Source organism: Sorangium sp. So ce302 (assembly GCF_051530145.1).
In the GTDB taxonomy this organism is placed as follows: Bacteria; Myxococcota_A; Polyangia; order Polyangiales; family Polyangiaceae; genus Sorangium; species Sorangium cellulosum_B.
Genome location: NZ_CP150326.1, coordinates 9,521,694 through 9,548,585, shown reverse-complemented (window position 1 = coordinate 9,548,585; position 26,892 = coordinate 9,521,694). Strand labels below are relative to the sequence as shown.

16 protein-coding genes and 2 pseudogenes are annotated in these 26,892 nt (G+C 69.4%); 14 read left to right on the top strand and 4 right to left on the bottom strand.

Going from position 1 to position 26,892, the window contains the following annotated elements; all coding sequences use genetic code 11:
* Positions 1-227 precede the first annotated feature (227 nt).
* From WME73_RS36125 to WME73_RS36100, 6 genes are all read left to right on the top strand, one after another.
* Entirely contained in the window at positions 228-713 is a 486-nt protein-coding gene (locus WME73_RS36125; protein WP_437740901.1) for a hypothetical protein, read from the top strand.
* Between the two features lie 118 nt (positions 714-831).
* Positions 832-1,638, top strand: coding sequence for an STAS domain-containing protein (locus tag WME73_RS36120; RefSeq protein WP_437740900.1), 807 nt, complete (start codon positions 832-834; stop codon positions 1,636-1,638).
* 244 nt (positions 1,639-1,882) lie between these two features.
* A complete protein-coding gene (locus tag WME73_RS36115; RefSeq protein ID WP_437912489.1) occupies positions 1,883-3,133 on the top strand; it encodes a hypothetical protein in 1,251 nt (416 codons plus the stop codon).
* A 274-nt stretch (positions 3,134-3,407) separates the two neighbouring features.
* Positions 3,408-3,845 carry a hypothetical protein gene (locus WME73_RS36110; RefSeq protein ID WP_437912488.1) on the top strand — a complete coding sequence of 146 codons (438 nt, stop codon included), beginning with the start codon at positions 3,408-3,410 and terminating at the stop codon, positions 3,843-3,845.
* 49 nt (positions 3,846-3,894) lie between these two features.
* Positions 3,895-4,905, top strand: a complete 1,011-nt coding sequence (locus tag WME73_RS36105; RefSeq protein WP_437912487.1) for a cupin-like domain-containing protein — start codon at positions 3,895-3,897, stop codon at positions 4,903-4,905.
* Positions 4,906-5,161: 256 nt separating this feature from the next.
* Positions 5,162-7,261: an ATP-binding protein gene (locus tag WME73_RS36100; RefSeq protein WP_437912486.1), complete on the top strand. Its 2,100-nt coding sequence runs from the start codon at positions 5,162-5,164 to the stop codon at positions 7,259-7,261.
* Positions 7,262-7,436: 175 nt separating this feature from the next.
* Here the strand turns inward: WME73_RS36100 and WME73_RS36095 are convergent, their stop codons facing one another.
* A complete protein-coding gene (locus WME73_RS36095) occupies positions 7,437-8,657 on the bottom strand; it encodes a cytochrome P450 (RefSeq protein ID WP_437912485.1) in 1,221 nt (406 codons plus the stop codon).
* 427 nt (positions 8,658-9,084) lie between these two features.
* Here WME73_RS36095 and WME73_RS36090 point away from each other — a divergent pair, with 427 nt between their 5' ends.
* Both WME73_RS36090 and WME73_RS36085 read left to right on the top strand, forming a co-directional pair.
* Entirely contained in the window at positions 9,085-9,549 is a 465-nt protein-coding gene (locus WME73_RS36090) for a TerB family tellurite resistance protein (protein ID WP_437740893.1), read from the top strand.
* A 7-nt stretch (positions 9,550-9,556) separates the two neighbouring features.
* On the top strand, positions 9,557-11,482 hold the full coding sequence (locus WME73_RS36085) for a hypothetical protein (protein ID WP_437912484.1): 1,926 nt from the start codon (positions 9,557-9,559) through the stop codon (positions 11,480-11,482).
* A gap of 402 nt (positions 11,483-11,884) precedes the next feature.
* On the opposite strand, the gene WME73_RS36080 is transcribed toward WME73_RS36085, so the two are convergent.
* Together WME73_RS36080 and WME73_RS36075 are read right to left on the bottom strand one after the other, a co-directional pair.
* Positions 11,885-12,814: an alpha/beta fold hydrolase gene (locus WME73_RS36080; RefSeq protein ID WP_437740891.1), complete on the bottom strand. Its 930-nt coding sequence runs from the start codon at positions 12,812-12,814 to the stop codon at positions 11,885-11,887.
* 124 nt (positions 12,815-12,938) lie between these two features.
* Positions 12,939-14,351 (bottom strand): spondin domain-containing protein, encoded by a 1,413-nt coding sequence (locus WME73_RS36075; protein ID WP_437912483.1) that lies wholly within the window; start codon positions 14,349-14,351, stop codon positions 12,939-12,941.
* 399 nt (positions 14,352-14,750) lie between these two features.
* Between WME73_RS36075 and WME73_RS36070 the strand changes: the two are divergent.
* Positions 14,751-15,209, top strand: a pseudogene (locus tag WME73_RS36070) (hypothetical protein); the annotation flags it as partial.
* 180 nt (positions 15,210-15,389) lie between these two features.
* On the opposite strand, the gene WME73_RS36065 reads toward WME73_RS36070, so the two are convergent.
* Entirely contained in the window at positions 15,390-15,941 is a 552-nt protein-coding gene (locus WME73_RS36065; RefSeq protein ID WP_437912482.1) for a hypothetical protein, read from the bottom strand.
* An 805-nt stretch (positions 15,942-16,746) separates the two neighbouring features.
* On the opposite strand from WME73_RS36065, the gene WME73_RS36060 reads away from it, so the two are divergent.
* The 5 genes and pseudogenes from WME73_RS36060 to tnpC all read left to right on the top strand — a co-directional run bounded on the left by WME73_RS36060 (position 16,747) and on the right by tnpC (position 26,574).
* Positions 16,747-23,397, top strand: a complete 6,651-nt coding sequence (locus tag WME73_RS36060) for an RHS repeat-associated core domain-containing protein (protein WP_437912481.1) — start codon at positions 16,747-16,749, stop codon at positions 23,395-23,397.
* A 7-nt stretch (positions 23,398-23,404) separates the two neighbouring features.
* Positions 23,405-23,839, top strand: coding sequence for a DUF4265 domain-containing protein (locus WME73_RS36055; protein ID WP_437912480.1), 435 nt, complete (start codon positions 23,405-23,407; stop codon positions 23,837-23,839).
* A gap of 327 nt (positions 23,840-24,166) precedes the next feature.
* Complete coding sequence (gene tnpA, locus WME73_RS36050; protein WP_437912479.1) at positions 24,167-24,496, top strand: IS66 family insertion sequence element accessory protein TnpA; 330 nt, start codon at positions 24,167-24,169, stop codon at positions 24,494-24,496.
* On the top strand, positions 24,490-24,912 hold the full coding sequence (gene tnpB, locus WME73_RS36045) for an IS66 family insertion sequence element accessory protein TnpB (protein WP_437912478.1): 423 nt from the start codon (positions 24,490-24,492) through the stop codon (positions 24,910-24,912). Before tnpA ends, tnpB begins: the two co-directional genes overlap by 7 nt.
* Positions 24,909-26,574: pseudogene (gene tnpC, locus WME73_RS36040) on the top strand (IS66 family transposase). Before tnpB ends, tnpC begins: the two are co-directional and overlap by 4 nt.
* Positions 26,575-26,892: the final 318 nt, after the last annotated feature.

Below are 26,892 nucleotides of genomic sequence, written 5' to 3'. Positions count from 1 at the left end.
GTCCTCACATAGGCGGGTGAAGGTCGGGTCGCCTGTGCCGCCGGGCGTCGCCCTAGGAGCCGAGTCACGACATACCGCCTGGAGGGGCTCACCTGTGACGTGGTTCACGTTCGCTGAGATGTCAGTCCGGGCTGATCTTGACAGGTCAGATGGAATGAGGTGTCCTGTCCCAAGGGCAGGCGTCGTCGAGGGCCGCCGGTCTGACCGGGCGGTATCAGGGGGGATCCATGAGGGTCGTTATCAAGCAATCGACCGAGACACGAACCGGCATCTCCGTCGTGAAGACCGCGGGGGCCATCGATACGTTCAACATCCTCGGCCGCCGCATCCATACGATCGAGAGCGCCTATCGCGATCAGCGCATCCTCATCCACCGGTGGTTCGGTGAGGTCTTCGATGAGGAGATCAAGGAGATTCTCGGAGGGCACTTCGTGGAAGCGTTCGTCGAGAGCAAGTGCACAAAGCTCCTCGCTGACCTGAGCCAGTGGGCCGCGAGCTGGGACGGCGTCAACGATTACCTGCGAGACGACGTGATGCCGCGGCTCTTCGCAGCCGGCCTGCGGCACCTGGCCGTGTTCGTCAAGCGAGACGAGAGCATGGAGGACGACGCCAATCGATTCGCGCTGGAGCGATTCGCGAACGAGATCGACAACGTGAACGCCTCGTTCTCCTCCGAGCAGGATGCCATGGAATGGCTGAGGACGCGCGGTTGAGCAGCGCGATGAACGCTGAGCGAGGGGCGCCGGGATGCAGGAGAACAACGATATAGCTCGCAGCGAGGCCGCTCCTGGGCACAGGCAGCCGGACCGCTCACCGGCGAGGCTGGGCGAGATGTTCGATCAGCTTCGCGACGCCGTCATTGTCTATCGACTCGACGGCTCCGTCGCTGATTACAACGCCCGCCTGCTGGAGATGTTCGAGGTCGGGCACGAGGGCGTGCGCCTCTTCGAGGTCGTCGAGGGCAGCGCCGGCGTCGCTCATCCGCTCGATCCGCTGCGCAAGCTCTGGCCCGAGCTGCTGAGCGACGTCCACAAGAGCTTCGAGTGCCGTCCCCGTACGCTCCAGGATGGCAGCCTGCTCCACGTGGAGTGCTACGCTCGCAAGGTGGATCTCGCGTCGGACCAGGCGATCCTCGTCGATATCCACGACGCGGCGCGGAGGCGGCGAGCCGAGGAGGCTTTGCGGGAGAGCAAGCGACAGCTCGAGCAGCTGGTCCTGAGCCGCACGGCGGCGCTGCAGGAGAAGATCCGGCTGATCGAGGAGCAGCAGGAGGCGCTGTTCGCGCTGTCTACCCCGGTGATCCAGGTCTGGCAGGGCATCCTCGTCCTGCCGCTCGTCGGCACGGTCGACTGCAGGCGCTCGCAGCAGATCATGGAGAGCGTGCTGTCGAGCATCGTCAGGACCTCGGCGCGGGAGTTGATCATCGATATCACCGGCGTGCCCTCGGTGAGCGACGAGGTCTCCCGTTACCTGCTCCAGACCATCGGGGCAGCGAGGCTCCTCGGCGCGACCTGCTCGCTCACCGGGATATCGGCGGATGTCGCGCGATCGCTCGTCGCTCTCGACGTCGACTGGTCGTCCCTGCGGATCAGCGGGACCCTCCAATCGGGTTTGCAGGCCGCGATCGCGCGGGTCTGAGCGGGGTGCCGTGAGGCCCCGTCGCCCGCGTCGGATCGGGCTGCCCCGCCCTCATGCCTGAGAGCGCCGGCGCTGGGGATCCGCCTCTACCGAGCGGCCAGTTCGCGTCGCTCATGAACAGCGGAATCTCGGTGCTGGGGGCGGGCCCCGGACGCAAGGGGAGCACGGCCCATGAGGCGAGCGGACGAGCCGAGAAGTACGCGCTGGAGATCTCCCCGACAAAGAGCGCAGAATGGCCCGGGCGATGAGGGCGACCTCCCGATCTGGCTTCAGGCTCACCAGCCGCCGCGTCGCGAGGCGCCACGAGGCCCTCGGCCGCATCTTCGGAGGCCTCGCGCTGCTCGCGATCGCGGGGCCCTTCCTCGTCAGCGTGATCGCCTCGGTCCTCGCAGGCGTGCTCCACGATCCGAGCCTCGGCAGGTTCGCGGTCAGCGCTCTCTTCCTGACCCTGCCCGGCGTGCTCGTCGCCTTGGGCCTCTCCTTCTTGAGCGCCCTGTTCGCCACCACCGCCGTCGGCTGGAAGGGGCCGGCGCATGTGTCCGCCGACGCGGCCGGGCTGCGCTTCACCTACGGCGCCGTGAAGCGATCGATCCCGCGCACCGAGATCCGCTCTGGCCTGGTCCTGTCGGATCCGCACGTCCGCGTGGAGCTACGCCTGCGCCGCGGGCAGGTGCTCGAGGTGCACGTCGCGCGCGAGGAGGAGGGCGCGCGCCTGCTCGCCGCCCTCGGGATCGGCCCCACGGAGCGGCGCGTCGCTGTCTCGCTCGGCGGCGTCCACCGGGAGCTCGCGGCCGGCTGCGTCGGTGTGCCGGTCTTCACGATCCTCTGGCTCATCGTGATCTCGGCGCTCACCAGGCCGCTGTCGAACGCCGGCAGCTTCTGGCCGGTCGTCGCGTGGGCCGCCCTCGCCCTGCTGTCGACGTGGCTCCTTCGCCGCGCTGCGCGCAGCACCCAGGTCGTGGTGGGCACCGACGGCGTGCGCGTCGAGCGGCCTTTCTCGACCGTCTGGATGCCCTACGCCGAGCTCGCCGCGGTCCGGACGCTCGGTGATCGGCTCCTCCTCCTCTCCCGCCGTGGCACCTCGGTCGTGCTCAGGACAAGGGACAGCCTGACCGAAGCGCTCGCGCAGCGCATTCGCGATGCGCACGAGGGCGTCGTCGGCGGCGCTGCGCCGCGCGGCGCCGAGGCGCTGGAGCGGCGCGGCCGCGAGCCCGCGGTCTGGCGCGAGGACCTCCGCAAGATGCTCGCCGGCGGCGACTACCGCGCCGCCGGCCTGACCCCCGAGGACGCGCTCCACGCCCTCGACGACGCCAGCGCGCCGCGGGATCGCCGGGTGGGCGCCGCCCTGCTTCTGCGCGTCGCCGGCTACCCCGACGCGCAGGAGCTCATCCGCGTCGCCGCCGAGGGCACGGCCGACGATGCGTTGCGCGCGGCGCTCGAGCACGCCGCCGAGGAGGAGGTCGACGACGCGGCGCTCGCGCGGGCCCTGCGGTGAGCGGCGCTGCGGTGAGCCACTCTGGGCCATGCGCGGCGGGCGGCACCGTAGAAGGCGAGATCTCCAGGGATATCCGGCGGTAGCGAGATGGCACATGTCCTGCACGCTGCCGTCAGCGGAGGTGTTCATGTCACGTAACTTTCTTTCGGACGATGCATCCTTGTTATCGCCGCTGCCCACGCCGCCGCCTCGGACGGCGGCCCTTGTGCAGCGGGTGTCTCGAGCGGCTGTAGCGGCGGCTGCCGTCTTCGTGGTCGCCTGTGGTCCTCCGGGCGTGGACGAGGGAGAGGATCCGGTCGATCAAGGCGAGATCATCCCGCCGATGCCGCCGCCTCCTCCGGACGAGGAGATCATCCCGCCGATGGCACCGCCACCCGACGAGGAGGTCATCCCGCCGATGCCGCCTCCTCCGGACTGCGAGGGCGGCGAGATTGTCCCGCCGATGCCGCCGCCGCCGCCGGACGGGGAAGAGGGGGAGATCATCCCGCCGATGCCGCCGCCGCCGCCGGACGGGGAAGAGGGGGAGATCATCCCGCCGATGCCGCCGCCGCCGCCGGACGGGGAAGAGGGGGAGATCATCCCGCCGATGCCGCCGCCGCCGCCGGACGGGGAAGAGGGGGAGATCATCCCGCCGATGCCGCCGCCGCCGCCGGACGGGGAAGAGGGGGAGATCATCCCGCCGATGCCGCCGCCTCCTCCCCCGTGCAAGTGAGGCGCTCGATCGTCGCGCCGTTGCGCTCCCCAACATCGTGAGGTCGAAGATGGGCGAACAGGAACGCGAGCTGGAAGTTGCGCCCGAGTGGTGGCGCTGGGCCACGGAGAACCTGCTGCGCGGCGTGCCGGAGGGCGTGATCTCGGAGCAACTCCAGGCGGCCGGCGTCAGCAGCGCGCAGGCTGGAGAGCTGCTCTCGGCCATCGTCCGTTCGCCCATCTTCGTCGCCGCTCGGCCCTTTGCCAGGTCGGCGCGGCGGCACGAGATGCTGGCGCGGCTCCAGCAGCGAATGGCGTCGACCGCCTGCGACCCGACGGGAATTCCGCGGCGCTCCGGCGTGTCTGGCGAGGAGCTCCGCGACGTCTATGTCGCCGGCAACATCCCGGTCGTCCTGACCGACGTCGTGACCCGCTGGCCCGCCTTCGGCCGGTGGACCCCGGCGTACCTCTCCGAGCGCTTCGGCGATGTCGTGGTCGACGTCACGACAGGACGCCAGAGCGATCCCGACTACGACATGCACGCGGCGCGGCACACGGAGAGCACCCCGCTGCGCGACTTCGTCGCGCGCATCGCCGGCGCAGCGCGCGAGGAGACGAACGACTTTTACATGGTCGCCAACAACCGCGTCCTCGAGCGGACGAGGCTCGGCGCGCTGCTGGACGACGTGGTGCTCCCGGACGGGTACTGCGCCGCGCAGAGGCTGCTGGGCGCCTCGGCGCTCTGGCTCGGCCCTGCCGGGACCGTCACGCCGCTGCACTACGACACGTCCAACATCCTGTTCGGTCAGGTGTACGGCAGGAAGCGTTACCGCATGATCGCGCCGTTCGAGACGTCGCTGTTCGACGGCGCACGCGCGATGTACGCCGATCGGGATCCGGAGAAGGACCCGCTGGCCCCGGTGCTCGTGAAGGACGTCGTGCTCGAGCCGGGCGAGGCGCTCTTCATCCCGGTGGGCTGGTGGCACCATGTCCGCGCGCTCGACGCCAGCATCAGCCTGGGGATCAACAGCTTTCCGTTCCACAACAACTTCGACTGGTACCGGCCGAGCAACATCGGTTAGCGAGACGCTCGACCATCGCCGAGGCCACCCGGCGCTGGTTCGAGGCGCACCCGCTGGCCAGCTGGGCGGCGGCCAGCCGCTGAGACCCCGCGCGCGGGACGCGGTGCGGCGCCCCGGCGCTGGAAATTCTGCGAAATGCGGACGCTCGGACTCGGCGAGCGTCGCCGTGGCGCCGTGCCTGCCGCGCAGTAGACTGCACGGTGAAGGCAAAGGGGGTTGGCTCGAGGAAGCCCTCGGCGCCGCCCGATGGGTACACGTGCCGCCCAACGCGAAATGTGCTCTTGCGGCCGAGACACCCGGGCAAGCGCGAGCCGGACACGCGCACCTGCGGATCCTGGCAAAAGCCGCGAGTCGGCTCGTCCTCTGCGACGAGCCTTCGGCTCTCCTCGGATCCCTCTTCGAGGAGCTGGCAAACGACCTCGGCGTCGAGCTCTACTTCAATTACATGATCGGCGAAGAGCCGAATACCCTCGTCCTCGAGTCGGCCGCGGGCATCTCGCCCGAGGACGAGCAGCGATATCGGACGATCAGGTTCGGCCAGTTCATGTGCGGGACCGTGGCGGCGACCCGGATGCCCCTCATCGCCTTCGATCTCCAGCGCTCGACCCTGGAATGCGGGGCAGAGCTGAAAAAGGCGGGCGTGCAGGCCTATGCGGGATATCCGCTCATCTCGCACGACAGACTGCTCGGGACCCTGGCCTTCGCCACCAGCAAACGCTCGCACATGAACGCCGACGAGCTCTCGCTCATGCAGACGCTCAGCGTGCAGGTGGCGGCCGTCCTCGAACGCAATCGCCTCTGCCGGAGCTTGCGCGCGAGCGAGCAGGCCGCGCAGCGCCACCTCGCGCTCCTGCAGAACGTGTATTCGACGGCCCCCGTCGGCCTCTGCTTCCTCGACCGGGATCTCCGGTACGTGAGCGTCAACGAGACGCTCGCGCGCATCACCGGTCGGCCCATCTCCGAGCACCTCGGCCGCACGCTCGGCGAGTTCATCCCCGAGGCCACGCCTTTCAAGGACCTCTGCAAGCGTGTCCTCGAGACGGAGCAGGAGGTGACGAATTGCGAGCTCCGGGTTGCGCGGCCCGAGGGGGACCACCATTGGCTGGTCAGCGTCCACCCCGTGCGCGACGAGGCGGGCACGATGCTCGGCATCAACGTCGTGGTGCAGGAGGTGACCGAACGAAAGCGGGCCGAGCAGGCGCTGCTCGCGAGCGAGCAGGCGCTCCGGGAGGCCGATCGCCGCAAGGACGAGTTCCTGGTGATGCTCGCCCACGAATTGCGCAATCCGCTCGCGCCCATCCGGACGGCCATCCAGGTCCTCGACATCACCGGCGGCGACGCGCCCGAGGCCGTCCGGACGCGCGACATGATCGCGCGCCAGGTGGCGCACATGGCCCGGATGATCGACGACCTGCTCGACGTGTCGCGTGTCGCCCGGGGCAAGATCGAGCTGCGAAAAGAGCCCTGTGATCTCGCGCGGATCGTCCGTCAGGTCACGGACGATTATGCGCCGAGCTTCCAGGACAATGGCATCGAGCTTCTGGTCTCCCTCCCGGACGAGCCGGTCTGGGCCGCCGGGGATCACACGCGCCTCGCGCAGGTCATCGGCAACCTCCTGCACAACGCGCTCAAATTCACGGACGCGGGGGGCCGGGTGATCGCCTGCCTGGAGGCGGATCCGGCGACGAACACCGCGGTGATCGTGGTGGAGGATTCGGGGATCGGCATGGATCCATCGATGATCCCGCGCGTCTTCGAGACCTTCAGCCAGGCCGACAGCAGCCTCGATCGACGGCGCGGCGGCCTCGGCCTCGGGCTCTCGCTCGTGCACAGCCTGATCGCGATGCACGGCGGATCCGTCGAGGCCCACAGCGAGGGCCCCGGGCTCGGATCGACCTTCCGCGTCCGATTGCCGCTCTCCTCCACGCCAGTTCCTTCCATCCGACGGCCGGAGCCCGTCCGGCCTGCGACAGCGTCGCGGGAGGAGTCGCTCCGGGTGCTCGTGGTCGAGGACAACCTCGACACGGCGGACATCCTCAAGCAATTCCTCGCCCTCCTCGGGTATCAGGCCGAGGTCGCGTACACGGGCCCCGCGGGGCTCGCCATGGGGCGCACGCTCGCGCCCGACGTGGTGCTCTGCGACCTCGGATTGCCGGGGATGGACGGGTATGCCCTCGCGCGGGCGCTGCGCGCCGATCCCGCCACGGCGGGGGCCTACCTCATCGCTCAGACCGGGTACGGCCACGCGGAAGATCGCCGCCGCGCCCAGGAGGCGGGGTTCGATCTGCACATGACGAAGCCGATCGATCCCACGGAGCTCGAGCGGGTCCTGTCCTCCGTCGGCACCCGCGCTTAGCACCACTGCGGGAAGTTGCCCCGGATCGGCAGAAAAACCGCCATGGCGCCAGGGTCGCCAAGGGGAGAGAGGACGCGCCGTCTCGGCATTATTTCCTACCATTCCTCTGGTTTCTTGGCGTCATGACGGTTCGCTTCCCCGTCCGACTTCCCGCAGTAGTGCTAGCCCGCCCGCTTCAGGCTGCGGGGAAGCGAACGCGCAGCGAGCTCGGCCCGCGGTCCTGCAGGTTCGAGCCGGCGTAGCTCAACGTCGGTTCGGCGAGCTCCCAGCGCGGCAGCGAGAGCAGGGCGCGCACCGACTCCTCCACTTCCATCCGGATGAGCGGGGCCCCGGGGCAGTAATGAGCGCCGCTCCCGAAGGTCAGGTGCCGGCTCTGCTGCCGGGTGATATCGAAGCGGTCCGGCTCGGAGAACAGCCCGGGATCGCGGTTCGCCGCGGCGATCATCGCGAAGACGAACTGCCCCTCGGAGACCCTGGTGCCACGGATCTCCGTGTCCCTCGCGCACATGCGGCTGAGGGAGAGCACGGACGGCTCGAAGCGCAGGCTCTCCTCGACCGCGCCGCGGACGAGGCCCGGCGCCTCCCGGAGCTTCGCGAGCTCGGCGGGGTGGTTGAGGAGCGCGAGCACGGTGTTCGCGATCTGGTTCACGGAGGTGACGAATCCCGCGGCGACCATCTGGAAGCATTGCATGGCCGCCTCGCCCGCAAGCTCGGTGTCTCCGCCTTCTGCCTCGATGAACCTGCTCGCGACGTCTTCGCCCGGCGCCTTCCGGCGCTCCTCGACGAGCCGCATCATGTAGTCGACCATGTCGCAGCAGCTCTGCTTCACCGCCCGCTTCTGCTCCTCCGAGGTGACCCCGCCGCCGGCGAGCTTCAGGAGGTCCGTCGACCATCTCATGAACTGCGGCCGATCGGCCTCAGGTATCACGAACATCTCGGCGAGCGTGTTGAGCGCGACCGCCTCGGAGAACGCCGAGACGACATCCATCTCGCCGTCGCGCCGCGCCTTCTCGGCGGCGCGCTGCACGAGCCCCACGACCCGCGGGCGCATCCACTCGACGGCCGACGGAGAGAACCCTTTCATGATGAGCTGTCGAAGCTTCGTGTGGCGCGGCGGGTCCTGAAAGAAGGCGAGCCGCGACAAGGAGTCGAACGTCTTTCTCGAGAGCTCGTCCTCGCCGAGCATGCCGAGGCTGCCGAGGATCGCCGTCGCCCGCCGCGCGGTGAAGCTCGGGTCCTTCACGAGCCCCTCGATATCGGCAGGAGCGGTGACGAGGAAGCACTGCAGCGGCTCGAAGAAGTAGACCGGCGCCTCGGTGCGGAGCCGATCGAGCGTCGGGAATGGATCGGCGAAGAAGCGTTCGCTCGTGAGGTCGAAGCCAGAGGTGACGGCCATGGTCCTTCTTTCCTTGTGGCGCTCGCGGCGCGGCGGAGATCCACGGCCAGGCTAGGGTATCGCCACGCCGCCGTGAAGCGCCCCGCCCGCGCGTCGATCGCCGCGCGACGGCGGCCGAGATGGGCGCGCGAGGCTCCTCGACGCCGCGGCGCAGCTCGACGACCCCGCGCGGCGCGCGCGGTCCCTCGAGCGCGTCGAGGAGAACGCCCGCACGCTCGAGCTCGCGCGGGCGTGGGTCGACGAGGGGAGCGCCGTCGCATGAGGTGAGGAGCCGTTGCCTCGTCGAGGAGAAGCGTTGTTCCCGGAGAGGCGCCGCTTCACGCCGTCGCCGGGAGCACGACGATGTCGGCGGCTCGGCCTGAGCGGGGCGCTTCCCGTGATCGGGCCGCCCTGATACGGTGGGGCCCCTCAAGGAGGAGCTAGCCTGATGGTCGCCATCAACGAAGCACGCGTGAAGGAGAGGTACGGCCGGCTGCCGAGCTCGGACGAGCAGGCGCTCTCGTACCTCAAGGCGCTCAAGGTCATCGTCGGCGCCGACGGGGAGATCCCCGAGGCCGAGCTCAAGGCGCTGCGCAAGGGCATGCAGCGCCTCGGGCTCCCGGAGTCGTTGACCCGCGAGGTCGAGGGCTTCGACTTCCGCAGCGGGAAGCTCGAGGTGCTCCTGCCCGGCTTCAAGAAGGGCGGGCTCCGCGCGCGCATGCTGCTGCGCGACGCCATCGAGGTGGCGCGCGCCGACGGCACCTACGCGGAGGCGGAGAAGGCCGCGGTGGCCAGGGCGGCCGCGCTGCTCGGCGTGGAGCAGGCGACGGTGAAATCCATCGAGGCGCTGGTCGAGCTGGAGCACGCGGCCAAGCACCTGCGCAAGGCGCTCTTCCCGAAGAAAGAGAAGTAAGCCGCGGATGGATGCCCCGGCGCGACCCCGGCTGACATCGCGCCAGCTCGGGCTGGTCAGCGCCATCACCCGGAGCCCGCGCCTGAAGCGGGCGCTGGTCGAGGCCACGGAGGCGCTGCCCGAGGGCGCGGTGGTGCGCGTCGGCGGGCGGTTCCTGCGGGTCGGCGGCGCGCTGGGCAGCGGCCTCGTGGGCGTGGTCTACGAGGCGCGCTGCCTGGAGACGGGCGCCCGGCTCGCGTACAAGCGGTCGCGGGCGGGCGTCGCCTTCTTCCGGGAGGCGCTCCGGGTGGAGGCGCTCTCGGCGCGCCGCGCGGCGGCGCTCCGCGCGCTCCGGCCCGCGGCCATCGTGGAGACCGACGCGCGCGGCATCACCAAGGAGCTCTGCGCCCGGCCCACCCTGCAGGCGGAGCTGCTCGCGGGCGAGCTGGATCCGGCGCGGCGCGCCGCGCTGGTCGAGGCGCTCGGGGAGGCGGGGGATCTCTTCCGCCGCGAGGGGATCCTCCTCGATCTCTCCCCGAAGAACCTCTGCTGGGACGACGGGTGGGTGCTGCTCGACACGGGCCCCAAGCTGCAGCGCTCGGACCTCGTGGGCGTGCTGGAGCGGCCCGCGTGGTCGACCTACGTCGCGCACGCGCGCCGGAAGCTCGCCGCCGGCCCATCGGCCCCGTCGGCGGTCGCGCTGCCCGAGGGGCCCGAGCCGCCGCTCGCGGCGCGGCGCTGGGCGTTCGTGCGGGATCTGTGGCGGTGGTTCCCCGTCGATTCGGCGCCGGACGTGGCGTCGTTCCTGGTGATCGTCGACGACGATCACGCGGACGACGAGGCGGTGTTCCTGACCGACGAGGCGGACGGCCGGGTGGTGCCGGCGCCGGGCGCGGACGCGCGCCTCGCCGGGAGCGCGCTCGTCCGCCGGTGCGCCGAGGAGGCGCCGGACCGGCCCTTCCGGCCGCGCGGGGAGGCGCCGCTTCCGCTCCCGCTGGCGGCGCCGGTCGTGGATCTCCCGTCGCTCTCGCGCGAGGTGGCGCCGGCCTTCGCCGGGCGCGCGCTGAAGATCGCGGTCGCGCCGGGCGCGCCGCTCGCCGCGCCGACGCTGCCGGTCGGGCGCTACGCGCACTGGCGCGATCTCGCCGCCGCGGACAGCGCGCTGCGGCCCACGGACATCTTCACGCACGAGGTGCTCGAGGGCTCGCGCGCCCTCGCCGAGCGCGTGTTCCGGGCGCGCGGCGCCCGGCGCGTCGACGTCCCGCTGCCGCGCTCGGACGGGCCGTTCGCGGAGCTCACCTGCATGCAGGTGGGCGAGGCCCGGCGGGCCATCGTGCTCGTGCCCGGCTTCCGCGCCGGCCCGGACGCCGCGGCGGCGCTGGTCTCGGCGCTGGCCGAGCGCGGCGTCGCGGGCCTCTATGCGATCGCGTACGTGGGCGTGCGCAACCCGCGCGGCCAGCCGCTCGTGACGAGCGGCCGCTGGGAGGCGATCTTGCTCTGGAGCGCGATCGACCACCTGTGCGCGCGGCTGGGCGCCGGCAGCGCCGCGCTGCTCGCCGCGTCCCACGGCAACTTCGGCGCGATGATCGTCGCCGGGCTGCACCCCGCGGTCGACTGCCTAGCGCTCGACTCGCCGATCGAGCGCCCGCTCGATCTGCCGGCGAGCTTCGGCGCGCTGCGGGGCGTGCCGGCGTCCGCGATCCATGAAGAGCTCGCCGCGCACCACCTCCCGAGCGAGCCGGTCTCCTTCCGGATCCCCGACCGGCCCGGGCTGCGCGTGCTGACGCTGCGGCCGCGCGAGGACGCGTTCGCGCGCATCTGCGGGGGGCTGGAGGGCGGGGAGGTGGTCGTCTACGACGGGGGGCACGCGGCGACGATGCGCCACGACAGCGCGGAGCGCGGGGTTCCGGCGGTGTGCGTGGAGCGGATCGCGGGGCTGCTCGGGCCAGGATGACTGCGCGTTGGCCGGGGTCGGCCCTGGGCGGTTCGATGGTGCCGCACCCGCCAGGGTCCCCACGAGCGGCGTAGACAGCTCCCCCAGGCCGAAGAAGTGCGCCAGCGCGTACAGGCCCGAGCCGCTCACCGGGGGTGGCCGGCCGGGTGCTCCTGGTTCGACGGGGTGTTCAAGAAAGGATCCCAGTCGCCCCCCGGATCATGGTGTTCGATCGCCGTGAGGCGATGTGCGCCGGGTCGTCGAAGCTGGGCGGCGGATCGACCCGCGGCGATTCTCGCCGCTGCCACGCGCGCCGACGTGGCAGGACGATGCTCGAGCTCAGCTGCGACACCGCGCGAGGAGGGAGCGGCTACAGGCGAGGCGGCTGTGCAGGTGGCGGGAGCTTGGCCCATGGGCTCTTGGCTACTGTAGGCCGAGCAAGAACTCCTGTATGCGGGCCGATACCACGCCCCCTGCCTCGAGGAGCATCGCGTGGCCTGTACGGAGCACGATCATCCACTCGGCACCCGGAATGAGGCGGCGCAACGCGTCGAGATCGGCCCGCAGGGCCATCACGTCGCGCTCGGGCGCGATCACCAGGACCGGCACCCGCACCTGGGGGAGGACGTCCGACGCGCGTGCCTCCATCAACGACCGCAGAGACTCCCAGTAAGCGCGAAGGTCCATGGTCCCGACGGCGCGGAGGAAATGCTCCAGCTCCTCGCGAGGCGCCTCGGGCCCGAAGACGCCCGCGGCCTGGCCCAGGGGGAAGAGGGCCTTGGACGCCGTGACGCGGCGCACGACCGGCGCAATACGAGGGACGATGGGGGCCGCCGTCCGTAGCGCCACACGGAGGGCCGCGCGCGCGCCGGGGATCCGGAAGGCGGCGTTCGACGCGTAGGGGTGATCGGCGCCGCCGGCGATGAGCACCATCGCGCGCACGAGATCAGGGCGGCGGCGGTAGAGCTCGAGCAGCACCGTGACGCCCATGGAAAAGGCGATGTGCACCGGCGCGCCGGCGAACGTACTACGAGCACGGACCGCCTCCGTCACCCGGAGAAGGTCGTCTGCGTGGGTCGGAATGGCGTAGTCGCCCGAGCGCGCCGTCTCGCTCTGCCCGTGGCCCCGGTAGCTCCAGTGGACCAGGTGGGTCGTCGTTGCGAGCGCGCTGACGAGGTGCTTCCAGAAGTTCTCCGTCGTGCTGAGGCCGTTCGTGAGGACGACAGGCGCTCGATCTCGCAGCTGCACCTCGTCGCCTGGGCGCTGGTGCGTGTGCCACGCGATGCGCGTCCCATCGCTTGCAACGATGTGCCGGAGGATCGAGCCTTCCATGATCGGAACGGACGGTAGCATGCGCGACCTCGCGACCAGCGCGCGACAGGTCAGCGTTCCACCTGCTTCGGAGGTCACGCGTGAACGGCCCCGGGCGTCCCCGGGGCCGTGATTCAGCAGCCAGCGCTGCCGCTCGTGGTCCCCGCTACCGCGCCGGGCTGATGGTCACCTTCAGCATCTGGTTGGCCGCAGGATACAGATAGCCGTCATCGACGGAGCGCACCCGGTCCGTGGGATCGTCGGCGCCCATCTGCGGCCCGGCCTGGCGCGGCGCCTGGTCGGGGCCCACGCCGGGCCACTGGTTGGCCTCGGTGCCCGCGTCCCAGATCGAGACCTGGTCGGAGACATCGCCGCTCACCGGCTCGCCGCTCGCGTCGAACAGCGCGATCCCCTCCTCGCTCGGGGCGAAGAACAGATCGTTCGATTGCCCCAGCATCGACGCGAAGCTCAGCCGCTCGCCGGGCCGCGCGGTCACCCTGAAGCTGAACTTCGCGCCGGGCAGCAGCGGCCCCGGCATCGAGGCGCCCACGGGCGTGTCGTAGACCAGCACCGACGAGAGCCCGCTCTCGCCCCCGACCTCGGCCTCCAGCGACTCCGCGAGCGTGGTCGGGTTCCCGTCCTCGGCCAGCATCCCGAGTCCCTTGCTCCGGTCCGCCTCGCCCGACCTGAACAGCGGCGCTGCGGCCCCGTGCACCACCGCGACGCCCGGCGCCGCCGGCGAGGTCAGCCCCGCGCGGGGCATGACCCCCTCGTGCAGCATCATCGGGTTCCCGTCCTCGGCTTGCGCCTCCAGCCCGTTACCGGGGTACGCCTGCCCGACCGTGAACAGCGGGTTTTCCATCGTGTGCACCACGAAGAGCCCCGGCGACAGCGGCACGGCGGCCGGCTCTCCGCCCTCGGGCATCAGCGTCCCCACCTCCGACATGTTGGTGATCCGGATCGTGAACTCATTGCCCGGCTCCGGCGTCACGATCACCTGGATGACCTCCTCGACCGCCGGGTAGGTATAGCCATCCTGGACCAGCCGCACCGTGTTGTCCGGGTCCTTGGCGCCCGTGTTCGGGCCGCTCTGCCGGGGCGCCTGGTTCGGCCCCGCGCCCGGCTCCTCGTTGGCCTCGCTGCCTGCGTCCCACAGCAGGACCTGGTCGGTCACGTCCCCGCTCACCGGCTTGCCCGCCTCGTCGTACAGCGCGATCCCAGCGCCATCGGGCGCATAGAACAGATCATTCGACTGCCCGAACATCGTCGTGAACGACAGCCTGTCGCCTGGCAGGGCGCCGACGCGGAACTCGAAGCTCTTCTCTGGGAAGAGCGGTCCGGGCATGCTCTCGCCCACGGGCGTGTTGAACACGCCGGCCACCCGGTAATCCCGCGCGGGCGTCACGTTCTCGATGGTCACCTCGAAGCTCGTGGCCGCATCCCCGCCAGCAGATCCGCCGGCGCCTCCCCCGCCCATGCCGCCGGCGCCTGTGGTATCGCCGCCTCCGCCATCGCTGCAAGCAGCGGCGAGGGTCAGGACAAGGGACATGGCCGACAGCGTGCGACGCCGAATCTTCATGACGATCCTCCAGAAGCAGTGAATGAGATGACGCGAACTGGATCGCCCTCGCCGCGGCGAGCGGCGTGCAGCGATCGTTCCTCCAACGCGCTGGAGACCGGAGCGGCCGCGGGCGTCCGCGTCGGCTCGCGATGGCCAGTGGCGCGTGGTTCGAGGGTGCTACGCGGCGGGTGCAGATCGGTTTCGCGACTTTCGCACGCGCCTGCACGATCGCGCTCGGGAAGAATTGTTCAGCGCGGCCGTCGGTCGCCTCGAGCGCGTGGGCGCCTCACTTCGGACTCCTCTGTGATCGGCCCGGCGGCGCCCCGCTCGGCACGCCCGCAGCGCTGGCGAAACCGCGGCTCGCGTAGAGGGGTCAGCACGCCCGCAGCTTTCACCCGATCGCCGCGAGCGTGGCGCTCGGGCGCCGGCACAGGCGGCGCTGGCGGCTGCGGTGGCAGGGGTGGTCGAGGGGGCGGAAACGGGCACCCGACCATCGGCATCGTCGCGCTTCATGCCAAGCTGACGCTGCGCGATAGCGTCATCACGACCATCGACGCGGGTCCAGGCGGCGACGGCGGGGAGCCCGAGGAAGGTGGCAAAGGCGGGCGAGGCGAACTCGGCGGCGCCGTGGGGGACGGCACGTGGTCCTGCGACGGTGGCGACGGTGGCCGAGGGGGCGACGGCGGCTACGGCGGCCCCGGGCGCGGCGGCGACTCGATCGGCATCGCCTACCTCGCCGAGGACCAGCTCACGCTGGAGGGCGTTACCTACGAGCTCGGTCCGCCGGGCCAGGGCGGCGTGAGCTGGGACTGGTCGGGCGAGACGATCACGGGGGAGGATGGCATCAAGGTCGAGACACTGCGCTTTCCTGAATAACTGGATCGAAGCTTACCGCAGCGAGCTATCCGGCTCGATAGAACCGGGCGCGAAGGTCGAAGTTCACGTCGGCGAGCTCGGCCCGCTGTGGTGGAGGGTTCGAGCCCGGTCCGCTGCGCTTCATGCTCTGCCAGATCGCTTGGGGTGTCGGTGTGTGTCGAGGTCGAGAGCATCACCGGCTTACCATGCGTCTGAAAAAAGGCAATCGTATAGCCTGGCCTCTCCCAAACGTCGTAGATTGGTCGCCACGTCCGGCACGACCACGTTGCCGACCTCCGGCGGCATGCGCTCGTATCCCCATGTCGCTTCGATCTCCTGGGCGATCCCTGCAGCGTACGGCTGCTCATCGGGCGATAGCTCAAAGGAGATGACCTGCCGCGTGGGTTTATCTTCCATCGAAGGTGGTTCAACAAGCTCGGGCTTGACCAGCTTGATCAGCTTCCCCACCCAGGCGGGCAGGATGTAGGCCGTATCATGGACAAAGATCGTGACGGCACGAGGTGGCGTCGCGCGGAGCGATTTCTTCCTCTCGATCCCCTCGAGACCCTCAACGAGGCGCGAGCTGTAGATCCCGGCATGCGGGCCTACCGCGAGGCGCGGAGCAGTGCCAGCCTGGATCCAACCGAGACTTACACCGGCGCTCAGCTCCGATGCCTCTACCTGCGTCGAAGCGACACCGAGCACGAGAGCGAACATCGCCGCGGATGCGACCCGTCCGCATTCCGTTCTCATCGGTTACTTCCCCCTTTGGCACCGCCCGGAGAACCTGGCGATACAACCAATTCTTCTGATGACAGGATTGGGCGTTAAATGCAACCTAGAGGAGGGCATCCCAATGGACATGGGTCGTACCGTCCAGAGCGTGGGCCACTGGCAGCTCTCCGCGGCGCCAGTGTTCGTCAGGCTGCTGTCACTGGTGGTCTGTCCACGTGGCCGTGAGAGCGCACGGACGGCGGTGCGCCCTGGGCTGCACGACGTCGCCCGCGTGCCAGCGCCACGAGCGAGCGCGACCAGCCGCGACGCCCTGGGCGGGAGCGTGAGCGAGAAAGCTTTCCAGGTGATCCCGAACAAGGAGGTGGAGAACGGTGTCCTCTGGCTTTCGCGGCGCATACGTAGGTGACGTGAGGTGCCGCAGGATAGGCAGCTCTGCCCGCTCGTTCCCCCCGCCGCGCGCCTGGGCTACTGTCGGGCATCGCGATCGCTGTCGTGTGCGCTGATCTCCCCTACTGGGTCAATCCACTCAATCTCGGGCTGTACGAGGCGCCGCTGATAACAGCGTGCTTGGCCGTCGAGGAAGTGTGCGCACCGTCACGCACGCTTTCACGCTCGGACTACGCTCTCCTCGCTGCGGCTTCGTCATGGACGGCCAATCGCGCCTCGACGAGGGCAGCTGTGGTGCCCGCCGCGTGCCCGCCGGACAGCCACAGATGCATTCACGAATGCCTCGATCTCGGCATGGACGGGGCGGTTCAGCATGAGCGCAGCGCTTGACGCGCGATGCAGCGTCGTGGCACTGCTGTTCGCCGGGGAGGCTGCGATGTCGCCAGTTCCGCGTTGGTTGCTCCGGGCGTTGATCCCGCTCTGGATGTTTCTGGCTTGCGTGCTCGCGTCGGGCGGGTGCCAGTGCAGCTTCGGCGAACCGATTCCGGGGCCGCCTGGCCTCGTCGCCTGCCGAACGCAGCGCGCGCACGGCCCTGCCACGTCCCGCCCCGCGCCGGAGGTCGAGACCGTCGCCGCCGGCACCATCCCCGGGGCGTTCTCCATCACGAGCACCGGTGAGGCCGTGTACACCATGGACCTGGCCTCCCCGCCCTCGCGTGCGGGCGTGGGTCCTCGGATTCAGCTCGCCTATCGCAGCGACGGCGGCGACGGCGTGCTCGGCGCCGGCTTCTCCATCGCCGGGCTGTCCGCGATCACGCGATGTCCGAAGAGCCTCGCGCAAGACGGTGAGATCCGCGGCGTGCGGTACGACGGCGACGACGCGCTCTGCCTCGACGGCCAGCGCCTCGTCCCCGTGGGAGAGGGGCCGGGAACCATCGAGTACCGCACGTTCCCGGATACCTTCGTCAAGGTGGTCGGTCACTACCCTCCGGACGGCGGCGGGCACGCCGAGGCGCTCTTCTTCGAGGCGTATCTGCCCTCCGGCCGCGTCGTCGAGTACGGGCGCGCCGAGGGCAGCAAGCCGCTCGCGCGAGGTGGCGTCCCGCGCGCGTGGCTCGCGAACGAGGCCCGAGACGGCCGTGGCAACGCCATGACGTACGCCTATTGCCTCGCAGAGGCCAAGGACGGCCATACCGCCGAATATGCGGTGGACGAGATCCGCTACACGAGCTTCGAGGGCACGCCGTCGCTCGAGCCTTCCCGGGCGGTGCGCTTCGTGTACGGGACCAAGGACTCGGCCGCGGTTCGCACGGGCTACTCGGGCGGCGTGGCGCTCCAGCGCTCGCTTCGCCTGGAGGAGATCCAGATGCTCGGTCCGGGCGACGCGCTGGTCCGGAGCTACGGTTTCCGCTACGAGCTCAGCCCGACGACGAGCCGGACGCTCCTCAACCAGGTCGAGGAGTGCGCGAGCGACGGGGTCTGCAAGCCTCCGACACGGTTTCAGTACAGCCGCGGAAAGCCCGGATTCGAGCGGCTCACGACGGACATCGACAAGCCGGTCTCCGAGAAGGCGAGCCCGATGGTGTTCGACATCGACGCCGACGGCCTCGACGATCTCGTGATTCCGGACATCGTCGCGGGGTCCAGCACGCCGTCGCATCCGATCACCGCGTGGGGGGTCGCGCGCAACCTCGGGCCCCGCGCCTCGCCGTCCTTTCTCGCGGCGCCTGAGCTCGCCTTCCTCGAGGATTGGCTGTTCGTCGCCGATCCGGATGGACCGTCCGACCCGGCCCTTCTTCAGCCCGAGCTCGGGACGGTGCTCGATTACAACGACGATGGGCAGATGGACGTCTTTCTCCACGACGTCTTCGACACCAAGACCACATGGCAGGTGCTGCTGTCCCAGCCGGACCGGACCTTCGCGCTCCATGACACGGGCATCCGCCGGCCGTTCCCGCTCGGGGTCACGCCTGCGCCGCCGAGCCTGAGACGCCCCGGCGCCTCGGTGCACCTCGCCGATCTCGACGGCGACTCGGTGCCGGATCTGATCCAGTGCCAGGACCACGCTGAGGAGCTGGTACCGAACCCGCTCTCCGCCGTGTGGACCGTCCACCTCTGGAGGCCCGCGCGCGGCGCGACGCCCGCGGGATTCGACCCCACGGGCGAATCGATCGAGCTGCTCACCGGCTATCCCTGCGCAATGGAGCTCCACACGCTCGACATCGACGCTGACAGCAAGATCGATCTCATCGTGCCCTCCGTGAAGTTGTTTGGTGACGGGACGGCCCTCATCAAAGATAGCTACGAGGCGATCATGCGCCGGGGCGAGGGACGCTGGGGGGTCATCGACACCAAGCTCCCTGTTGTGCCGCGCGGGGGCCGCGTCGTCTTTCTCGACGTCAACGGCGACGGCCTGCCCGATGCCGTCGAATCCGGCTTTAGCGGCCAGCTCTACACCTACCTCAACACGGGGTCGACGTTCGTGATGTCGCCGTTCCGGACCGTCGACGCGTTCAGCTTCGGCGATCTGCTGGGGGCCCCGGATCAGGACGCCCTTTTCCGCCTCGCGGTGCCGCTCGACTTCAACGGCGATGGACGGCAGGATCTGCTCATGCCCGTCCCACCAGGCATGCTGCTGAGTGGCTCCGATGTCCTCCCCTCCTGGGCCGTCCTGCAAGCGACGGGCGACCTGGCGGGGCCGCCGTTCAAGCTCGTCGACGCAGGGGTTCCTTTCGAGGCCAAGCTCGGGGACGCGATCACGCTCGCCGATCCGCACGGGCCGCGCACCGGCGATCTCAATGGTGACGGGGCCCAGGACGTGATCCTGCCGCTCGGCGGTGTGTTCAACATCTTCCAGAACCTCTCGGCCGACCAGGATCTCCTGGTCGCAGTCTCTGACGGGATGAACGCGCACGAGCCGACCGAGCCGGGCTTCGTGCCCAACGTGAGCATCTCGTACGGCCACCTGACCGATGCGCCGGTCACGAGCGGAGGCGCGGAAGAGGATCCCGACCGGAGGAGCGCGCTCTACGTCGCGCGTTCCGGCGCGGCGGACGACTGCGGCTATCCGCGGCGCTGCGTCGTGGGCCCTCGCCGGGTGGTCAGCGCGTACGCGCTCAACAACGGCGCGGATCGAGCGAGGCGCTTCGAGGTCGGGTATCGCGACGGACGCTACCACCGGCTGGGCCGCGGATTTCTCGGGTTCGGCGAGCGGATCGTCACCGACCTGGATTCGGGTGCCGTGACGATCGACGTCTACGACCACGTCACCTTTGACGACGAGCTCCAGGTCTTTCCCTTCGCGGGGAGCGTCCAGCGGACGTGGCACGGCGCTCCGGGGCTGCCCAGCCAGCCCAGACCGGAGCAGATCGAGCTCTCGTTCAGCGACGTGACGCGGACGCTCGTACCGACGAACGACGGCGCCACGTACTTCACGCTGCCCACCGAGCGCCGGGTGAGGCGAGCGCAAGGGGTCTATCCGCCCCCGAGCGGTGACGCGACCTCGATCGAGGCGTACGTGCGGGAGATCGAGCGCGGCGGCGACGGCGCGACGCTGCTGCGCGACTCGGTATCGAAGGTGACGGACTTCGACACGTTCGGCAACGTGCGCGCCGAGGAGGTCTCGACGGAGGGCGTCGACCTGACGCTCAAGGTCACGCGGACGTTCAAGAACGACACCGAGCGCTGGGTCCTCAGCCAGCTCGAGACGCAGAAGGAGTGCAGCGCGGCGGCGGGGATGTCGCAGTGCAGGACCCTCACGCGAACGACAACGATCTACGGCGAGGTCGAGACCGAGTCCACCGAAAGCGACGACGGCCTGCCGGACACGAAGCTGAAGCTTACCTACGCGCGCGACGACTTCGGGAACATCACCGGCGTCACGGCCGAGGACGCCTTCGGGCACAAGAGGACATCCAGCACGGACTTCGACGAGCAGGGCATGTTCCCCGAGAAGTACGTGAACGCGGCCGAGCATTCCACGCTCGTGGAGTTCGACGACGCGCTCGGTGTGCTCCTCAAGCAGGTCGATCCGAATCAGCTCGTGACGACGTGGGCGCACGACGGTTTCGGGCGGCTCGGCATCGAGAGGCGCCCGGATGGCACGACGACGACGGTCGCGCTCTCCCGCACCAAGGACGGCGGCCCGGCGCAGGATGCGTGGCGGGTGAGGCAGGAGAGCATCACGACCGGCGGGGCCGACGATACGGTGGAGTTCGACAGCCTCGGCCGCCCGATCCGGTGGCTGGGATACGGGCCCGAACCGGAACCGTCGGAGGGCTCGGGCGATGCGAAGCGCATCATGCAGGAAGTCGTGTACGACGCGCTGGGCGAGCACATCGCGCGGCGCTCGGTACCGGTCAGGGAGGACACGCCCGAGAGCGCGATCTTGTACGATCGCTACGAGTACGATGCCGCGAGCCGCGAAGTGCGCCATACGACGCCGTGGAACGCGGTCACGACGACGGCGTACGATGGCCTTCGCGTGCGCGTCACCGACCCGCTCGACCATGTGACCGTGACCGAGCAGGACCCGCTGGGGCGCATCAAGACCATCACCGACGCGGCCGACGGGATCACCCGTTACGGGTACGGCCCATTTGGCCAGCTGCACACGGTCACCGATCCGGGCGAGGCGGTGACGCGCACGACGCGCGACGCATTCGGCCGCGTCCGTCAGCTCGACGATCCCGATCGGGGCACGACGGTCTCGATCCATGACGGCTTCGGCGAGCTGATTTCGTCGACCGATGCGCTCGAGCGAAAGGTCACGTGGACGTACGACGCGCTCGGTCGACCCCGCTCACGCGTGGACCAGGACGGCTCGGAGAGCCTGACGACCACGTGGACCTGGGACACCGCGGCGCACGGCGTCGGCAAGCTGCACACGCTCGCGAGCCCGGATGGAGAGAAGGCGTACGGGTACACCGGCCGCGGGCAGCTCGACACGATCTCGCTCCGAATCGACGGCGAGGGCTCTCCCCTGGAGGCCAGGCTGGGTTACGACGAGCTCGGCCGTGTCGAGACGGTCACGTACCCGGCGCCGGCCGGCGCGGCGCCGTTCGTCGTGGCCCACGGCCATGACGCGCACGGCCATGTGCTCGCCGTGCGCGACAGCGGAACGAACCTCGCCTACTGGCGCTTGGCCGACGTCGACAACGCGGGGCGCTTCCGGGAGGAGGTGTTCGGCAACGGCGCCGTCACGGAGCGGACCTACTTCGCCGACAAGCAGCGCCTGAGGCACTTGGCGACGCAGAGCGGCGCGGGGGAGGTGCAGGACCTGGACTACGGGTTCGATGATCTCCTGAATCTCACGCGCCGCACCGACGCGCTCCAGCCCGAGAACACGACGGAGCGCTTCCGGTACGATTCGCTCCATCGGCTGACGTGCGCGTACTTCGGCGATCTCGAGAGCTCGGCGGCGCCCTGCGCGCTCCGCTACGACTACCACCCGAACGGCAATCTCACCTTCAAGTCGGACGTCGGTGACCTCTCGTATGACGACCCGCTGCACCCGCATGCGATCACCGGCGCGGGTACGGACACCTTCGCGCATGACGCTGTCGGTAATCAGACGGCGCGGCCCGGCGGCACGACGGTGCGCTATACGCCGTTCGACCTGCCGGAGCAGATCACGCAGGGCGCGAGCACCATCACGTTCGGCTACGACGGCGGCCAGCAGCGGATCCGCAAGACCACGCCGGAAAAGGAGACGCTCTACTTCGGCGATCTGTACGAACGAGTCACCGATGCGGCGTCAGGCGTCGTGGAGCACCGGTACCATGTCCACTCGCCGGAGCGCGTGGTAGCGATCGTGACCCGGGGAGGCTCGGACGACGGCACCCGTTACGTGCATGTCGACCATCTCGGCTCCGTCGATGCGCTCACCGACAAGGACGGCGACGTGATCGAACGGCGGAGCTACGACCCGTTCGGGCAGCGCAGGAACCCCGTCTGGGGAGAGCGCCCGCCTGCGTCGTTCCCGAGCGAGACGACGCAGGGGTTCACCGGGCACGAGAGCGACGACGAGCTCGGGCTCGTGAACCTGACGGGCAGGATCTACGATCCCAGGATCGGGCGGTTCTTGACGACGGATCCGATCATTTCGATCCCGCTCTTCGGGCAGAGCTGGAATCCGTACAGCTATGTGCTGAACAGCCCGCTCAACTTCGTGGATCCGAGCGGGTTCGAACCGGGTCCCCCGGTTCCGGTCGATCCGGAGTATGCCAAGGATCCCGAAGTACAGCGCATCATCGAGTCCGGTTGCATGGGCCTCGAATGCATCAAGACGGTTCCCAGCCTGGTAGAAGGTCCGCGGGAAGCTGCGGAGGTCGGCGCGGCGGCCCCGCCTGTCGATGTCAGCACGACCGGAAGCTCGTCCGGGTATGTGCCCCAGCCAGTGACCACGGCGCCGATCGACTGGTCGCAGAACCCCTATGTCCAGCTCGAGGGAGGGTTCGTCGCCGGGTTGCTGCTCGGGTCCGTTCCTTTCGCCGGCGTGGGTCACGAGCTGCTGGACGCCGGGGGCGTGCTGGCCCATGGGACACCGGAAGCCAGGATGGGCCTGGCCATCGGGCAAATCGTGGGCGGGATCGCGCTCACGCTCGGTGGCGTGACGGGGGAGGTCTTCGGTGGCGTCACGAGCGCCACCGGCATCGGCGCGGCGGTCGGTGTGCCTGCGATGGTCGTCTCGGCCGGGCTGGTCGTCGGTGGGGTCGGGAACATCGCGGCAGGGATCCAGGGCCTGACGCAGGCGCTGATGTCGCAAGGATCGGGGAGCAAGAGCCCGCAGGGGACGGCGCCCACCATGGACGGAACAACGGGCGGTCCCAGAGCAGGCAAGAGCTTTACATCCAAGGGAAAGAAAGAGATCGATGCGGCAAATGCGTCGAACAACGGTGGCGCGAACAAGTGCACGAATTGCGGAACCGATGTAGTCCCCGCAAAGAGGAGCGAGGCAGGCGTGAGACCGCCCGGTAACGAGCGCCAACGGGATCACATCATCGCGCGAAGCAAAGGTGGCGACGGGGACCCGTCGAATGGTCAGATCCTCTGTCGCGATTGCAACCTCCGCAAGTCAGACCGGTGACATACCAATGACACACGTAAAGATTCTATTTAAGTACGACAGCGGCATCCCCGACCATTATGAAGTCGAGAGCCTATGGGCGATCCCCCATGAGGACGGCTATCAACTGGACAATATTCCATTTTACGCTCGCGAGGTTGCAGATGGCGATGTGGTAACGGCGCGACGGGGGCCAGACGGGGACCTCTGGTACGATAGCTTGGTAAAGCCATCAGGCCACAGCACCATACGCCTGTGGTTTGCTCGTGAAGAGGACGTCCAGAAAACGCGCGAGGAGCTTCGTGCCCTTGGCTGCGCTTCGGAGCTCAGTGATCTGCCGCGGCTGGCTGCTGTGGACGTGCCTCCCAACGTCCCTTATTCCCTAGTGAGGGAAAAGCTTGAGCAGGGTGAGCAAGATGGCATGTTTGAGTTTGAAGAAGCGTGCCTTGGGCAGTCGTCGTAGCCGGCGAGGGTATCATCGTGCTCGACGTCTTGACGGCCGAGCCTTGCGGCGGAACGTGTTGCGATGGATGGGCAGCAAACCATGGGTCGCACTGAACCTCTTGGCGATGGCAGCTCTCGGGATCTCATGCTCCACGACGGCGCCTTCGACAAGACACACCGTCCCCCATCACCGACTGACCGTCGAAGAGTGGCGAGCCGCACACGCGCTGGACGATGTTTATGTTCCCGACGTCAAGGCAGGGAACACGTAACCGCCCGACCACCGCCATCGTGACCAGCCCGTCGGGGCCGGTTACCAGTTCCCATCGCGACGAAGGAGGAAGCGATGGCAACGAGGGTGGAGTGGGCCGATCGGGTGGAGCGATGGGAGCGCAGCGGGCTGAGCGCCGAGAAGTTCGCGCGGCGCGAAGGGTACAAGCCGAAGCAGCTGTACTGGTGGCGCTGGAAGCTGCGAGCTGACCAGCCCTCGCCGTCGTCGTTGACCGAAGCGCCACGCTTTCTGCCGGTCCACGTGGTGACGGACGCATCGGCCATCGTGCCGGAGCCGATCGAGATCGCGCTGCCCAACGGGCGGGTGGTGCGGGTCCGGCCGGGCTTCGACCCGGCCACGCTCGAGCGGGTCCTGGCGCTCGCGGCCGAGGAGACGCCGTGCTGACGCTGCCGCCGTCGGTGCGGGTGTACATCGCAGCCGAGCCCACGGACCTGCGCAAGAGCTTTGATGGGCTGTCGGCCTTGGTCTCTCAGCGCTTCGGAGCCGACCCGCTCTGTGGGCATCTGTTCGTGTTCAGGAATCGGCGAGGTGACCAGGTGCGCGTCTTGTTCTGGGACCGCACCGGCTACATGATCGTGGCGAAGAAATTGGCTCGCGGGCGATTCCATCTCGCCGGCGACCTGCCCAAGGGGGCCACCCACGTCGAGGTCGAGGCGGCCGAGCTGTCGCTGATGCTCGAAGGGTTCGACCTGTCCGAGGCCGTGCGGCGCAAGCGCTGGAGGCCCAGCGTGAGAAAAATTGCTCCGTCGAAGCAAAGCTTGATGGATTCGCGCGGGATAGCTATCTCGCGCGCCACGTGACCAGTCCTCTTCAGTCCCAGGCACAACTGCCCGCCGATCTGGCGGACGTGCGGAGCAAGCTCGAGCAGCTGGCGGCCGCCGGGCAGCTTCCGGAGCTCATCGAGCTGGTGCTCGGGCTGCTGGTCCAGCTGCGCGACAAGAACACCGCGCTGTCGGCGAGGCTCGCGAGCGCGCTGCGCGAGCTGTACGGCCGCAAGAGCCAGCAGGTCTCTACCGAGCAGCTGATGCTGATGTTCGCAGAGCTCGGGGCGGAAGCGCCGCCGGGGGCGGCGGGCTCGGAGCTCGGCGCGGACGCTCCGCCGCAGCCGGAGCAGGGGCTGGTGCCGCAACCCCCTGAGCCGCCGAAGCCGCCGCGAGGACGAGGCGGGCGCGCGCCACTTCCCGAACACCTGCCGCGTGAGACGCGCGTGGTGCCCGTCCCCGAGGCGGAGCGGACGTGCCCGCAGTGCGGCGCGGACAAGAAGTGCATTGGCCATCGTACGAGCGAAGTGCTCGAGTTCGTGCCGGCGCAGTTCAAGATCATCGAGGAGAAGCGGGAGAAGCTCGCCTGCCCGCGCTGCCCGGAGCAGGGCGTAACGACGGCGGACAGCGAGAAGGTGATGGACCGAGGGCGTCCGGGACCGGGGCTGCTCGCCAGCATCCTTGTCGAGAAGTTCGAGGACTCGATGCCGCTGTACCGGCAGACGCAGCAGTACGCGCGCTTCGGCGTGTCGCTGTCGCCGTCGACGCTGGGAGACTGGTCCGCGTTCGCGCTCGATGTGCTCGCTCCCGTGGCCGAGAGGCTCGGGGAGCGGGTGCTGGATTCGTTCTATCTGCGCGCCGATGACACGGGGATGCGGGTGCTGGATCGAGATCATCCGGCGGGGGTGAAGCGAGGCCACATCTGGGCCTTCGTCGGAGCGGATCTCGTGGCGTTCCTGTACGCACCGGACTGGAAGGCGAAGCATCCAGCCGCGCTGCTGCAGGGCTTCACCGGCTACTTGCAGGGCGATGGGTACGCGGGCTATGGCGCGATGCTCCGCGGAGGCGACGACGGCGAGATGATCGTGCCCGAGGAGCGCCGGCTCGGCTGCGGGATGCACATCCGCGCCAAGTTCGAGAAGGCGGCCAAGGGCGGCGACGCGCGAGCGGCGGTGGCGCTCTCGTACTTCAAGGCCATCTACCGAATCGAGGCGACCTGCAAAGAGGAGGCGCTCTCCACGGAGCCGCGCCTGGCGCGCCGGCAGGAGCGGTCGCTCCCCGTTGTGGACGAGCTGTATCAGTGGATTAACGAGCTGCACCTGCGGCTCGTGCCAGGCACGCCGCTCTGCATCGCTACCCAGTACGCCATCAATCAGGAGGCTGCGTGGCGGCGCTGCTTCACGGATGGGCGCTTCGAGATAGATAACGGCGAGGTCGAGCGGCAGCTAAAGACGTGTAGCCCTCGGAAGAAAGAACTATCTATTCGCGGGCTCCGACAAGGGCGCTCAGCGCCTGGCCGTCGGCTATACGATCTTCGGCTCGTGTCGGATGCACGGAGTCAACCCGCTCGCCTGGGCGACAGACGTCATCGGCAAGCTGCAGGCAGGCTGGCCGCGCGACCGGCTGGACGAATTGCTGCCCGACGCATGGGCGAGATCGCCGCGTGCTGCTCCGAGCGCCGGCGACGTCGACGCGACCTGAACAACGCGAGCTTCGGCCGGCGACGCAGGCGGATGCCGCCTCGCCGGGCCTTCTTTCAGGACCGCCTGCGCCCGCGCCGAGTCGTGGGCCGACGCCGCCCGCGCCCAGCATCGTCGACCGCGGCGAGAGCCGCAAGGGGCCGTGCCCATGGCGATGGCCGGGCGCTTACGGCGCGACGGAAGAAGAAACTCGTCGAGCGTGACGTGATGGCGCGCATCGTCGGCGACCTGGGGACGGACGGCAGCTGACGCTGACCCACACGACGGGCGCCACCTCGGCCCTGGCGAAGGGACACCTCGCCGGCGCCGACGGCCACCA

What these genes read in the sequence shown, in the direction of transcription:
- WME73_RS36085 (WP_437912484.1), top strand. Translation starts at nt 9,557, where the DNA reads ATGGATGCCCCGGCGCGACCCCGGCTGACATCGCGCCAGCTCGGGCTG.
- WME73_RS36095 (WP_437912485.1), bottom strand. Translation starts at nt 8,657, where the DNA reads ATGGCCGTCACCTCTGGCTTCGACCTCACGAGCGAACGCTTCTTCGCC.
- WME73_RS36105 (WP_437912487.1), top strand. Translation starts at nt 3,895, where the DNA reads ATGGGCGAACAGGAACGCGAGCTGGAAGTTGCGCCCGAGTGGTGGCGC.
- WME73_RS36080 (WP_437740891.1), bottom strand. Translation starts at nt 12,814, where the DNA reads ATGCTACCGTCCGTTCCGATCATGGAAGGCTCGATCCTCCGGCACATC.
- tnpA (WP_437912479.1), top strand. Translation starts at nt 24,167, where the DNA reads ATGGCAACGAGGGTGGAGTGGGCCGATCGGGTGGAGCGATGGGAGCGC.
- WME73_RS36090 (WP_437740893.1), top strand. Translation starts at nt 9,085, where the DNA reads ATGGTCGCCATCAACGAAGCACGCGTGAAGGAGAGGTACGGCCGGCTG.
- WME73_RS36125 (WP_437740901.1), top strand. Translation starts at nt 228, where the DNA reads ATGAGGGTCGTTATCAAGCAATCGACCGAGACACGAACCGGCATCTCC.
- WME73_RS36120 (WP_437740900.1), top strand. Translation starts at nt 832, where the DNA reads ATGTTCGATCAGCTTCGCGACGCCGTCATTGTCTATCGACTCGACGGC.
- WME73_RS36055 (WP_437912480.1), top strand. Translation starts at nt 23,405, where the DNA reads ATGACACACGTAAAGATTCTATTTAAGTACGACAGCGGCATCCCCGAC.
- WME73_RS36065 (WP_437912482.1), bottom strand. Translation starts at nt 15,941, where the DNA reads ATGAGAACGGAATGCGGACGGGTCGCATCCGCGGCGATGTTCGCTCTC.
- WME73_RS36060 (WP_437912481.1), top strand. Translation starts at nt 16,747, where the DNA reads ATGTCGCCAGTTCCGCGTTGGTTGCTCCGGGCGTTGATCCCGCTCTGG.
- WME73_RS36075 (WP_437912483.1), bottom strand. Translation starts at nt 14,351, where the DNA reads ATGAAGATTCGGCGTCGCACGCTGTCGGCCATGTCCCTTGTCCTGACC.
- WME73_RS36115 (WP_437912489.1), top strand. Translation starts at nt 1,883, where the DNA reads ATGAGGGCGACCTCCCGATCTGGCTTCAGGCTCACCAGCCGCCGCGTC.